Origin of the sequence: Paenibacillus campi (assembly GCF_034659835.1) — a bacterium.
GTDB lineage: Bacteria > Bacillota > Bacilli > Paenibacillales > Paenibacillaceae > Saccharibacillus > Saccharibacillus campi.
The window spans coordinates 137,471-149,916 of sequence record NZ_JAXSQZ010000006.1 but is presented as its reverse complement, the minus strand read 5'-3'; the positions used below and the strand labels follow the sequence as shown (position 1 = coordinate 149,916).

10 protein-coding genes and 1 riboswitch are annotated in these 12,446 nt (G+C 48.3%); of the genes, 8 read left to right on the top strand and 2 right to left on the bottom strand.

The window, feature by feature from the left end; translation table 11 throughout:
• The first annotated feature begins 4 nt into the window (after window positions 1–4).
• From U1I11_RS15330 to U1I11_RS15305, 6 genes are all read left to right on the top strand, one after another.
• Complete coding sequence (locus U1I11_RS15330; protein ID WP_322907018.1) at window positions 5–904, top strand: DMT family transporter; 900 nt, start codon at window positions 5–7, stop codon at window positions 902–904.
• Window positions 905–1,055: 151 nt separating this feature from the next.
• Window positions 1,056–1,160, top strand: a riboswitch (purine riboswitch).
• Between the two features lie 307 nt (window positions 1,161–1,467).
• Window positions 1,468–2,097, top strand: coding sequence for a xanthine phosphoribosyltransferase (locus U1I11_RS15325; protein ID WP_322907017.1), 630 nt, complete (start codon window positions 1,468–1,470; stop codon window positions 2,095–2,097).
• Complete coding sequence (locus U1I11_RS15320) at window positions 2,097–3,446, top strand: nucleobase:cation symporter-2 family protein (protein ID WP_322907016.1); 1,350 nt, start codon at window positions 2,097–2,099, stop codon at window positions 3,444–3,446. Before U1I11_RS15325 ends, U1I11_RS15320 begins: the two co-directional genes overlap by 1 nt.
• A gap of 615 nt (window positions 3,447–4,061) precedes the next feature.
• Window positions 4,062–4,496, top strand: coding sequence for an Lrp/AsnC family transcriptional regulator (locus U1I11_RS15315; RefSeq protein WP_322907015.1), 435 nt, complete (start codon window positions 4,062–4,064; stop codon window positions 4,494–4,496).
• Between the two features lie 14 nt (window positions 4,497–4,510).
• On the top strand, window positions 4,511–5,194 hold the full coding sequence (locus U1I11_RS15310; RefSeq protein WP_322907014.1) for a LysE family translocator: 684 nt from the start codon (window positions 4,511–4,513) through the stop codon (window positions 5,192–5,194).
• A gap of 142 nt (window positions 5,195–5,336) precedes the next feature.
• Window positions 5,337–6,344, top strand: coding sequence for an asparaginase (locus tag U1I11_RS15305; protein WP_322907013.1), 1,008 nt, complete (start codon window positions 5,337–5,339; stop codon window positions 6,342–6,344).
• Between the two features lie 663 nt (window positions 6,345–7,007).
• Here the strand turns inward: U1I11_RS15305 and U1I11_RS15300 are convergent.
• Both U1I11_RS15300 and U1I11_RS15295 read right to left on the bottom strand, forming a co-directional pair.
• A complete protein-coding gene (locus U1I11_RS15300) occupies window positions 7,008–7,346 on the bottom strand; it encodes a general stress protein (RefSeq protein WP_322907012.1) in 339 nt (112 codons plus the stop codon).
• 687 nt (window positions 7,347–8,033) lie between these two features.
• Window positions 8,034–9,833 carry an ABC transporter substrate-binding protein gene (locus U1I11_RS15295; protein ID WP_322907011.1) on the bottom strand — a complete coding sequence of 600 codons (1,800 nt, stop codon included), beginning with the start codon at window positions 9,831–9,833 and terminating at the stop codon, window positions 8,034–8,036.
• Between the two features lie 269 nt (window positions 9,834–10,102).
• Between U1I11_RS15295 and U1I11_RS15290 the strand changes: the two genes are divergently transcribed.
• Together U1I11_RS15290 and U1I11_RS15285 are read left to right on the top strand one after the other, a co-directional pair.
• A complete protein-coding gene (locus U1I11_RS15290) occupies window positions 10,103–11,872 on the top strand; it encodes a DUF4153 domain-containing protein (protein WP_322907010.1) in 1,770 nt (589 codons plus the stop codon).
• Between the two features lie 52 nt (window positions 11,873–11,924).
• Window positions 11,925–12,428: a hypothetical protein gene (locus tag U1I11_RS15285; protein ID WP_322907009.1), complete on the top strand. Its 504-nt coding sequence runs from the start codon at window positions 11,925–11,927 to the stop codon at window positions 12,426–12,428.
• Window positions 12,429–12,446: the final 18 nt, after the last annotated feature.

Below are 12,446 nucleotides of genomic sequence, written 5' to 3'. Positions count from 1 at the left end.
AACGATGATGAGAATAAAAGATACCGTGATGCTGCTAATGCTTGCTGCGCTATGGGGCGCATCATTTTTGTTTATGCGGGTTGCGGTGCCTGTGCTCGGTCCGATCGTGCTGATCGATTTGCGCGTATTGATCGCCGCTATTGCACTGTTGCTGTACGCCGGGTTATTGCGCCAGCGACCACGATTGCGGCACCGCTGGCGTGCGTATTTGTTGCTGGGGGCTTGTAATGCTGCGATTCCGTTTTGTCTGATTGCGGCGGCAGAGCTAAGTATGACCGCTTCGCTGGCGGCGATTTTGAACTCGATGACACCGCTGTTTGCAGCGATCATCGCCAGCATATGGCTGAAGGAAAAGCTGACGCTGCAAAAGGCGCTTGGTCTACTGCTCGGCATCGCCGGGGTGACCGTGCTAATGAGCTGGAATATGCAGCATGAAGCGGCAAACGCAAACCATTGGGGCGCGGTATGGATGTCGCTTGGTGCAGCGCTCTTTTACGGCATTGGTGGCATTTATTCCGCCCAAGCATTCCGTGAGGAACAGCCGCTTAATCTGGCAATTGGACAACAGCTGGCGGCAGCATTGTTGCTACTACCGTTTGCGCTATTTCATTTACCGACGGCATTGCCTAATGCCGCAGTCATCGGCTCAGTACTGGCACTGGCGGTATTGTCGACTGCGCTCGGTTATTTGTTATATTTCCGCTTAATTCTGAATGTGGGCGCGGTGCGCACTGTAAGTGTAACGTTTCTCGTACCGATTTTTGGCATCGTATGGGGCTGGATGTTTCTCAGTGAAGCATTGTCGGTCGGTATGCTGCTGGGGTTGTCGATTATTTTGCTTGGTGTAGGGTTAGTTATGGGGCTGACGTTTAAACGGCGCCGTGCGGATCGGTCGTCACTGTGAATAGGAACCCATGACAGCCTCCCAAGTATGCCCATACCACTGCATAACAACTATGAAAATATGAAAAACAACCTTGAAAGCAAGCATGAATACGTGTAGTATACATATATAATTTCATAAAGCGGCGCCAAATGATCGCTAATTAGCGCATCATTGGCTTGACCGCGGCACTCATATAATATTTGGGAATAGGGCCCTGAAGTTTCTACCGGATAACCATTGCAATTATCCGACTATGAGTGAAGAACGTGCTGGCTGCTGTGCTACCCGAAGGAAGGGAGCCGCAGGCGGGAATAGGCAGACTAGTAGCTTGTCTCAAATTTATCCAGGGATGGCGTTCGTCTAAATGCTGCACGGTTCAAGCAGGGTTCAGATGGACGCAACCTTACATCTTCCTGAGAAAAGTCACTAGACTGCATATTCTGTATTGAAACAACTATACAGACAGGCTTCACTTAAGCGCATCGACTTAAGGAGCCTGTCTTTTTTGTTATGTACGGCATGGGTTCAGTTGGACATAGGTACTACCTATACGATGAGAGCGATACAGGGGGAATAATGAAATGAAAATATTGGAGCAGCGCATACAGGCGGAAGGTAATATTTTATCCGAGCGTGTGTTAAAAGTAGACTCGTTCCTTAATCATCAGGTCGATACACAGCTCGCTTTGGCGATTGGACAGGAATTTGCGCGTTTGTTTGCGCATGAACAGATTACAAAGGTGCTGACGATTGAAGCGAGTGGCATCCAGTTTGCGATGGCAGCCGGGATTGCATTAAACGTACCGTTTGTATATGCGAAAAAGAAAAAAGCGATCACACAAGGCGATCAAGTGTACGCCGCCACCGTGCATTCGTTCACACGTGGCGAGACGTACCAGGTGACGATCGTACAAGATTATGTGCAGCCTGGGGAGCGCGTATTGATCGTTGACGACTTTCTCGCCACCGGTGCAGCTTTAATCGGGCTAGCGGATATTGTAGAGCAGGCAGGCGCTACGCTCGTTGGTGTCGGTTGTGTGATCGAGAAGACGTTTCAAGAAGGACGCGGTTTGCTCGAGCAGCGCGGCATCCCGATTCAATCGCTCGCACGTATCGCAGCGATGGCACCGGGCCGTGTTGAATTTATAGCGGAGCAACCGTTAATCGGACAGACGGAATTAAGCCAGAGCAGAACAGGAGCGGGTGTATAATGCTGGCAAAACATAAAGTGTTGGCGCTTGGTTTACAGCATGTGATGGCGATGTATGCTGGCGCGATTGCGGTGCCGCTCATTATCGGTAATGCGCTGCATTTGACACCAGAGCAGCTTGCGTATTTAATCGCTGCCGATATGTTCACTTGCGGATTGGCAACGCTGTTGCAAGTGCTCGGGACGCGTTATTTTGGCAGCGGGTTGCCGGTTGTGCTCGGTTGTACGTTTACGGCGGTCGGACCGATTATTGCGATTGCATCAACGAGCAATTTGCCGACCGCGTACGGGGCAATTATTGTTTCCGGCTTGTTTGTCGTGCTGGCGGCACCGTTATATGGGAAACTGTTGCGCTTTTTCCCGAAAATCGTAACCGGCTCGGTCGTAACGATTATCGGGCTGTCACTCATTCCGGTGGCGATGAACAATGTAGCTGGCGGTCAAGGCAGTGCTGACTTTGGGGCGCTGCACAATTTGCTGCTGGCGTTAGTAACGCTCGTTGTTATTTTGTTAGTGAATCGGTTGGCGACCGGATTTTTGCGTTCGATTTCGGTGCTGATTGGACTAGCGGTCGGTACGCTACTGGCATATATGATGGGCATCGTTCATTTTGGTGCCGTTGGTGAAGCATCGTGGTTGCGTGTCGCGCAGCCGTTTTATTTTGGCATTCCGCAATTTAGCTGGGTGGCGATTGCGACGATGATCATCGTTAATATCGTCAGCATGGTAGAGTCAACCGGTGTGTACATTGCCGTTGGCAAAGCGATCGAGCAAAAGGTAGAGCAGCGCCGGATCGTGAGCGGTTTGCGCTCGGAAGGTTTGGCGATTATGTTGGGCGGTATTTTTAATGCGTTTCCGTATACGGCGTTTTCGCAAAATGTTGGCTTGATCTCGCTGACGCGTGTGAAGACGCGCAATGTTATTTTCGCGGCAGGTGGTATTATGGTCGTGCTCGGTTTGCTGCCTAAACTGGCGGCACTTACGACCGTCATTCCGAGCGCTGTATTGGGTGGGGCGATGGTCGTGATGTTTGGCTCGGTAGCAGCGTCTGGCATGTCGATTTTGGCAGAGGTGAATTTGCGCAATGACCGCAATCTGATGATCGTGGCGTGCAGCATCGCGATCGGCGTCGGTTCAGCGGTATTGCCAGCGATCTTCGGGCAAATGCCGGGCTTTTTGCAACCGCTGCTGCAAAACGGGATCGTTACCGGTTCGATCGCTGCGGTGTTGCTCAATTTGCTGCTAGCGGATAAACATACGACAGAGACGGAGGACGAAGATGGATCGGTGTCTGGTCTTGGGATGGATGCAGGTGAGAGCGCGTCGGTAGCAACGACTGTGAAGCAGTAAGCTGTCTGATTAGGATGTATACTCAAATGTATGACGGTACGAAAGGCTGGTGTGACTCGTTTGCGCTAGCTGATCTGTATACGAGGCGTATGTTGCTTGTCACTAGACATATGCACCGATAATATGACGATTACGATCGTTGAACAATACAGTGCCTATAATTCAGTTAAGTTTGCATACACAGCATGCTCTCTTGATGTAACGAAACATAGTAGCAGTGAAAGTTCTAGCCTAATACGCACAACTGCGGACGCATCGACAGGCGCTCACCTGTACGATGCGTTTTTTGGCGTTTGGGCGTAAAGCTGGATGGCAGAGAGGAGGGGCAGTTTCATGTTCCGAGACGATACAATCGGTCTAACCCCACTCCATCAAGGCGAAGCAGCAAGTGAAAATCGCCTGCTTAAAATAATAAAGTACAGCGGCTTTAGCTAAAATGAATACGATAAAAAATAAAGTTTCGATGCTATAATTTCTGCATTTTTATCGTATTTCCGCAAAATATTGCAATGATTAAGCCTAAACCTATAATTAACTTTAAATCATAAAGCCCACGTTTGCGGCTGACAAGCGTGCTCTGATTGCTACTATTTCTGAATGAAGCGAGGTTTTGTTATGGATGAGCTGGATCGACGGATTGTGGAGTTGTTGCGTCGCAATGGACGGATGAGCAGTTCGGATATTGGCAAAGAGATTCATCTGTCTGTACCCGCTGTGACGGAGCGCATTCGTAAGCTGGAGCAGCAAGGTGTGATCGAGCAATTTACCGTACGGCTCAATCCGAAAGCGCTAGGACGCTATTGCACCGTATTTATTTTGGTTAACGTACAAGGATATGAAGAAACAGAGCAATTTCGCCGTGCGATCATCCAGTCAGAGTATGTGCTGGAATGTAATCATATTGCCGGTGAATATGATTATTTGCTCAAAGTTGCCTTGCCGGACATCGAAGCGCTGGAACATTTTATTAGTCGGACGCTCAAAGCGACCTATGGTGTAATACGAACGAATACGATCTTTAGCTTATCCCAGCTCAAAGCTGATCTGTAAACGAGGTGGATACGATGAACATTACGGATTGGCTAACTACCGAACTGCACAGTGTGTTTAAAGGCATGCTGCTTGGCTTGCTGGTGGCGGCACCTGTAGGACCGATCGGCATTTTGTGCATTCAGCGTACACTGCTGTACGGCTGGCGTATCGGTTTATTAACCGGATTGGGAGCAGCAAGTGCGGATGGATTGTATGCGGCAGTGGCAGCTTTTGGCTTAATTTCTGCGGTTAGTTATGTGACGGCAGCAGAGCCGATCATTCGTATTATAGGGGGAATGTTAGTATTGTGGATCGGTGTGAAACTGTGGCGTAGTCGACCAGCGACACATGCAGCACAGGACAAGTACAGCACATGGGGCGCTTACGGCTCCACTGTACTGCTCACACTGTCCAATCCGCTTACGATCCTATCGTTTATCGGCTTATTTGGCGCTTCCGGTATTACCGTGTCCAGCGGCGGTGCAAATGATCTCGTACCGAGCGGCACAGCGGTAGCGCTGTTGCTGTCGCCCGGCGCGCTTGCGGCTGGTGTACTAATCGGATCGGCTTGCTGGTGGCTTGCACTGAGTAGCACCGTACAGCTGCTCCGTCTGCGTACACTTGCGCCGAATTGGATGCAGCCTATTAATCGACTATCCGGTGCATCGTTAATATTGCTTGGTGTGCTGGCGATCGGACAAATATGTTTCCGTTAAAAAAGCATTATAGCGCTTATTAGCAAGCATTGCTAAACTATTGCGAATTTCTCGCTTTTTCGTCGAAACCTAATTTACACTCCCCTCCAAAAGTGTTACATTAAATTGTTGTCAGGCATACGATACGGAGGGAAGACGGGCGATGAAAAATATTTTGTTTATTAATACAGGCGGTACGATTTCTTCTTCAGCAGAAGGGCATGGTTTGACACCGACACAATCGGCGGAAAATATCGTGGCTGCTGTGCCGGAGCTGAAAGGCATTTGCAATATTGCAGCGATGAATTTGATGAGTGTGGACAGCACGAATATTCAGCCAGAGGAATGGGTCACGATTGCACGTACAGTGCATGAGCAATTGCCTAGCTATGACGGCATCGTTATCGCACATGGCACCGATACGATGGCATATACCGCGTCAGCGCTTAGCTTTATGCTCGGTAAGCTGGACAAGCCGGTTGTGATTACAGGCTCGCAAGTGTCCGTGCTTGCCGAGTACAGCGATTCCCGCAAAAATATTAAAGATGCATTCCGCACCGCATCCAGTAACTTAACCGGTGTATTCGTCGTGTTCAATGGCAAAATTATTAATGGCGCCCGCGCTTCCAAAGTGAAAACGAAAAGTTATGATGCCTTTGAAAGCATTAATCATCCGTATATCGGCTATTTGGAGGAGGACGGGATCGTTTTTAACGATATTCCCAATACTCGTCAAACTGAAGGGCATATGTATAATGATGTGTATTCGCCGGATGTGTTTTTGCTCAAGTTGATTCCGGGTATGCGACCGGATATTTTTGATGCGGTACACAAACTCGGTTACCGTGGCATCATTGTAGAAGGTTTTGGCATGGGCGGTGTACCGTTTAAAGAGATTAATCTAATCGACAAAATCGAAGAACTGGTACAGGTCGGTGTGAGTATCGTTGTGACGACGCAGTGTTTGTACGAAGGCGGCGATTTAACGATTTATGAAGTCGGACAGCGCGCGCTGGAAAAAGGCGTCATTCCTTGCTACGATATGACGACCGAGGCGCTGACGACCAAAATGATGTGGGTACTCGGGCAAACATCCGACCCGGCACAGGTGGCACGGATGATGGCGACTAATTATGTCGATGAAATTACGTTGCCAGACAAACAACATTGAGTCGGTTGTGAGTGGAGAAGAATGTCCATTTGGATGTATAAATTAGGCGTAGCATCGATAAGCATATGTCCGTGCAATCGTCACAACATGACGTATTATGAATCGTCTGTATCGATAGGCTTCGGCGTCGATAGAGGCGATTTTTTATTGCTCGATAACTTGCATTATGACATACTTACATAGCAAATTTAAGCTTGGAAAAGTTAATTTTAGCGCGAAATCAACGCAAAAATCGATCAATGATAGCGTGTTATAATGAGCATCATCGTATTGATATCGGTTCAATGGCGCGAAATTTATTTATCCAAATCAAGCTATTTATTTAGCGGGATATAGCTAGCTGAATATAGTGGGAAACGACCGTAACACGTATGGCATCTTCTGCTCTAGGAACAGGATGATGCTAAAACCGAAGCAGAGCGAAACGTAACCGGATGGCTATCCTTTGGCAGCGTACGCATGTGAAGCGAACTTGCGCACAATGTGCATTTTTATATACGGGATTTTCAGTTCAATAACCGAACAATATACCAAAAAGAGAATCCCTGTACATTTGTACGGGATTCTCCTCATTCACGTTTATCCATGTCTACTCGCCGTTAAAGCGAGTAGGGTGGAACATCTACGCTCATAGCGCTTTCCCAGCGCGGGCAAACTTGCGGATCAGTCTTTATTGTTATTGTTGGAACGTGCCTGACCGCCTTTACGTCCTGCTTCTTCACGGCTCATACCATCAGAGTCGCTGCGCGCTTTACCGCCTTCGCTGCCGATCTCTTGGTAAAACTCTTTACCGTGCGATTCGGATGTTGCTTCGCCGCCTTTTTGACCGATCTCTTGATAGAATTGTTTGTCATGAGAATCGGATGTGGATTGACCGCCCTTTTGACCGATTTCCTGGTAAAATTCTTTGTCGTGATTTTTAGAAGTGGCTTCTCCACCTAGGCGACCAGCTTCTTCTCTGCTCATTTTGCCATCGTTGTTGTTACGATTATTGTTTGCCATTTTCTATTCACTCCTCATAAGAATTTTTCGTAATTTCGGTGCGCCATGTTAGCGTCACGATATGTTATTACCCTTACCTAAGTAGAATAAACAGCCAAAAGAGAAGAATATTGTTTTATTCTATTTTTATTTCATCAAATTTTTACGTTGCATATAGCTAGCCCACTAATGAATTGACCAAAATTAATGTGGGTGATGAATATGGCTAAACTGTTATGAATAAGCATTTCAGCACAGAATCAAAATTGAAATTTAACGTAGTCTGCACACTGGGCTGTCTCACGTAAAAATTTTGCTTGAACGTACCTTAATTAATTCATCATCAAGCGATTATTCGATCGACCGACTGTAAATGTACTTAACACAAGCTACTCCATTAGAAATCGGGATCAATGCACACCTTATGTTATTACCCGTACAGCTGAGCGATTTGGCAGCTGGCTCGGCACAAAAGAAGGGCTATTTTTATGGCGCGTTCTATATGTCTTTATGCCTTATAGTGCCTGGTCGCTGCTAGATCGTAAGACATACACATACACCTAAATATAGACGGGCAGATGGGGATTGCATACGGAGCGATAATCCATTTTTCTCGCTAATTGCTAATGCAGCAAGCACTATAACTTTGATGAGAGCATAGAGCGCTACGACAGTCATCCTACTCCTACAGCTTTACCCAGCCCATATTCAAGCGAGTGGTTTGCCCGGTGGTAACCAAATATGACGCAGATCGACCCAGCCTTGGCTGTTAAATGTAATGCCACGCACAGTAGGCAGATAGGTCGTTTGCATCGGCTTTTCGTATAACATATGCAGCTGATAACTTTGCACGAGACGCTGCTCAATTTCATCGAATAGCTGTTGCCGCAGCTTGGCATCCGGTTGCCTGAGTACGTCTTGCAGCCGGTACGCGATATCGGTCGTTACATACGGTTCCACATGTCCTGCCATCGTCTGGTACAGATCGAATACGCGCAATTGCTCATCCTGATCGCGAATGAGCGAGAAGACGAGCAGATCGGATTCCATCCGTACATCGCCTTTGAATTGCTCGATTGGAACGGAGCGCACTTCGCATGTATATCCGGCATGCTGCAAGCTTTCCGCTATATTGATCGCATCACGTCGATAGTGTGGAATCGTCAAAATACGTAGCGGTGGTAGTTCGGAAGGAAGATAGGCATTGTTCGCATCTTTTATCCGTTGCTCATGTTCGTCATTATGCTGGGAACGATCTGTTGCGGTTGTCGTTTCAGCAGCAGCTGCAGCCGGGTTTGGATTAGCATGAAGCAAGCGCAAACAATGACAAATATGACGGCGTACGTCCGGCTGTTGCAACACACCTGGCTTGTGCGTATTAAATGTCACAAATTTGCGTACCGACACCGGCGAAGGCAGCTGGCTCCAACTTCCACCCTGCTCGCCTTCCACAGGGCCAGGAATGACCTGAAACGGCGAAGCGGTCTCGCTTTCAGCGCGTGCCCTTTTATCATAATCCGTACTGTGCACTCGCCACGGAATATGAATAATTTCCACCTGATCCAGGTGTGGTCTACCGCGAAAATAAGGCTTAAACGCCTCCAATACGACCCGATCTTGATCCCGCTCCACTAACCGAAATGGCCCGGTGCCACTCGGACGATACCCAAACTCCTGCTCATCCGTACGATTTAAACTTACCGGCACAATGCCCGCCCGGCTTGTACATAGAAACGGCAAAAAAAGCTCACACGGCTGATGTAACCGAATGACGACCGCATTGCCTTGCAGCGCTTCAACCGTAGCGATTTGCTGAAAAATAAAGCGATACAACGCCGGGCGCGAACTGTGAATAAGCCGCAAAAACGTATATACGACATCATCCGCCGTCAACGTTTGCCCGTGATGAAACAACACATCTTTGCGCAAATAAAACGTCCACACTGTGCGCGTCTCATCCGTCTCCCAAGCATGCGCGAGATGAGGCACAATACGCCCGCTGTCATTTTCTTTACGCACAAGCCCATCGAAAATATGACTGGATACAAACGACTCTGCCAGCAGATTCATATAGAGCGGATCGACCGTATGAATCTGCTGCCGCATCGGCAGCCGGAGCTGGTCAATTTGCCGATCATGCCGCATTTCCGAATGTGGGCCAAAATACGTTAGCAACCATTGCTGCAACTGATCGTCCAGCTCTGGCGAACGTGCTTGTTCGCGAATTTGCTCAATGCTAGTGCGAATATCTCCGCGCCGAATCGTCTGCATCATCGATTCAAGCGCGATCTGCTCCGCTGTCACTAGAAACCGCAGCAATGAACGTTTACCGCGTCCACGCTGTGCTTGCCAGTCGATCCAGCCCGCCTGCCGCATATTGCCGATAATCGTAAGCGCACTGCGATGGGTACGCTCCAGCACGTCAGCAATCTCGCCTAACGTCACCGAGCGCCCTTCCGGATTAGCAAATTGACGATGCAGCAGTAAAAATTGGCGATGCAACTTCATATGAGCGACCTCCTTGTTAAGCCGTTGTCGAGCTGCTATTAATGAGTCCATTTATAAAATACGAAATGAATCGGTTCAATTCTTCTATTTATTTTCTTATTTTAACATCTACAATGAGACTTGTACGACAGGGGAATCGTCCGTTTCTGTTGGATGATCAGGCAGGTCGCTCCCTGATACGAGCAATGGTGTTATCAAAATAAAGTTTGGATTTCACATACCGCTAAACAAACACCTCGATAACTAATTCCTGATAAGGAGGTATAACGATGTATCAAAAACTGATTGTCGCCCCGCAGCGTGCAGTGATTGCATGTATAACGGCGCTCGTGCTGGCGGTTATTCATCATTATTTATTTTACGGGCATGCGATTGGTGTGTCGTATCCGGTGTTTGTGATTTTGTTTTATTTCTATATGTACACGTATGCAGGTGATCGGTTGCGAGCAGGTTCTGTCATTAGTCGGCTGCTGACGAGCGCGATTATATTGCTGTCGTTAACGTATGCACTGTTTACGAATCCGCTTTTTTATGCGCTGAATATGCTAGTTGTGCCCGGTCTTATTTTGATTCATATGGCGTATATGCTGAGTGCAAGGCGTCCGCATTGGAGTAGCCCGGCGGTGCTGCAAGCCGCGTTGGAGCAAGTGTTCATTCATATGATGGTTCATTTGTCGACACCGCTGCGATTGCTGTATGAGCAGGTCACCAAACGGATGCAGCAAGAGCGAAAGCGTACGCTGGCGCGTATTTTGATCGGTATCGTCGTCGCCTTGCCGCTACTCTGTGTCGTATTGCTGTTGCTTACTGCTGCGGATCGTCTGTTCGGTGAGTTATTGTCGAATTTGCCAGCATGGTTTACCGGTCTGTCTCCCGGCACGGCGCTCGTGCACACGGTATGGATCGTTGGTATGACATTGGTGCTATTCGCTTATTTATGGGGCTTTGTATGTCCGCTGCATCGTGATTCGCTAAGCGGGCGTTATAGGGCTGGGCAATATGAATCGTCGTCAGCATGTACGCCGGCGCAAGCAAGCGTTGCTATGACAGACAATACTAATCTGGAATCGATATTATCGAATCAACAGCGTGCATCGTTACGTCATCAATTACCGCATGTAGATGATGCGGCTACACTATCCATCATTGCTCCAACAAACGCTGTCTGCGCCGAGCAGCAGGCACTATTGGGCAAGCAAACGGCTGTTGCCTCCACTCATTCTCAAGCTACAGCGGTACAGTCGGATGTACCGTCCAAGCCTGCCCAACCCGCAGTTCCATTACGCCTTGATCCGCTCATAGTGGCAACGGTGCTAGTGCTGGTGAATTTGGTTTATATGTTATTTGTTTGGTTGCAATTTACGTATTTGTTTGGAGCAGGGCAAGGTAAATTGCCGGATGGCAGTACGTATGCCGAATATGCACGAAGTGGATTTGGTGAGTTAGTAGTAGTGACAGGCATTAATTTCACATTGTTGTTATCCGTGTTGTATCGATGCGCACCAGCCAGTGTCCGTCTAACTAAGCTGAATCGCTGGTTGTTGTTCATTCTAGTCATCTGCTCCGCCGTGATGCTCGGTTCTGCTTGTACACGGCTCGTGCTATATGAGCAAGCGTATAGTTATACAAGTACCCGTTTTCTCGTGCATGCGTTTATGCTGTTGCTTGGGCTGCTGTTTGTGCTGGCGGGATTGCGTATTTGGTTCGCCCGTTTACCGCTAGGCAAATGCGTATTGTTGCTCGGTTTAAGCGCGTATGTAATTTTGAATTATGTCGGCATGGACAGTTGGATTGTAGAGCGCAATCTAGAGCGGTACGCGCAGAGTGGGCAGCTGGATCAGGACTATTTATTGCATTCGTCCGCAGAGACGGTGCCGCTATTGTTGCAGTTTGCCGAGCAGCAACCACAGCTTGGGCTGGAACGGCGTTTGCGCGCGAGTTATGCCTACATGCTGGAACAAGATCATAGCTGGCAAGCATTTGACTGGTCTACGTACCGGGCAGTGCGCGCGCTTCGTCTCAACGATGCTGGATGGTGACGACGGTTGGAATAAAATGTTCAATTCACAATCATTCAAGGAGTGATCAACGATGATGATCCCTGTACATTTGCAATGGGAGATTGATCCGGCACGATTGCCGTATCGACAATGGTTTGGCACAACCGGCTTGGCGGCAAGGCTGACCGCAGAAACGGCGATATGTGCGGACGATAAAGGCAGTCTGTTTGGAAATACGCATGCAATGGACAGTGCTGACGACAACTATCGTTTGGCTGAATCGTTTACAGGTACAAGTACAATTGAACATGATGTGCAACTTTATATTACAAGTCGTAGCGTGCACAGTTGGGATACGCTAGGCAAATTGCGTTTACAAGCTGGAGAGCTAATAGCAATGGACAGCTTGGAGCCAGGCAGCCAATTTTGGCTGTGGGAAGGGGACGTGCTCGCTGTAGTGACAGTGCTCGATTGTACGATCGCAGTGTCGGAGCTGTCCATGTCGCTGCAATCTTCTTTTTCTAGGAAAGATGCAGCAACACGGCACATAGTACATCATAGCTTTGACAACAGTACAAGCCGCCCGGTGTTTTAACCGGGCGGCTTTATTATA